This window comes from Pseudomonas onubensis (genome assembly GCF_965653655.1).
Taxonomy (GTDB): domain Bacteria; phylum Pseudomonadota; class Gammaproteobacteria; order Pseudomonadales; family Pseudomonadaceae; genus Aquipseudomonas.
This window is the reverse complement of the sequence record NZ_CBFHAZ010000271.1, coordinates 1-451: the sequence shown is the minus strand read 5'-3', so window position 1 is coordinate 451 and position 451 is coordinate 1. Positions and strand designations below refer to the sequence as shown.

Below are 451 nucleotides of genomic sequence, written 5' to 3'. Positions count from 1 at the left end.
TACTCGATTAGTGCGAAAGAGTTCATCGTGCCGAATACGACACCTGAAAATCCAAAAGGTGATGTGAATTCTGGGACATATGTCATTCCAGGAGCACCGACTGCATTTAAAAACTGTACAGAAATGCGGGTTTATTATCCGAAAGGTGTCAGCTCATCGCATCCTGCTTACGCAACAGCAAGAGACGGCGATAAAGATGGCTGGGCTTGTGAATTATAATTTACGTGAAGCAGCTTAAGTGAAATTTTGCTTAAGCTGTTTTTTATTGGGCGTTTTTATTAGAACATTGATGTGGGTTATTAGAAGAGTAGTAGGGGATATTAGAAGAAATTTGAGCGATATTAGAAGTTTCTCCGGTTCCAGCTGTATTGAAGTAACGTTTTCAGCTGAATACGTTGAAACTGAAATGCAATGCAATTTTATTAGAACAACCGGACCGGATATTTGAAGA

At 39.5% G+C, this 451-nt stretch carries 1 protein-coding gene; it reads left to right on the top strand.

Annotated elements, in window-relative coordinates; all coding sequences use genetic code 11:
* Positions 1 to 219: excalibur calcium-binding domain-containing protein (locus ACTD9P_RS29905; protein ID WP_438870460.1), on the top strand; the 219-nt coding region annotated here is incomplete at its 5' end.
* Between the last annotated feature and the right edge of the window lie 232 nt (positions 220 to 451).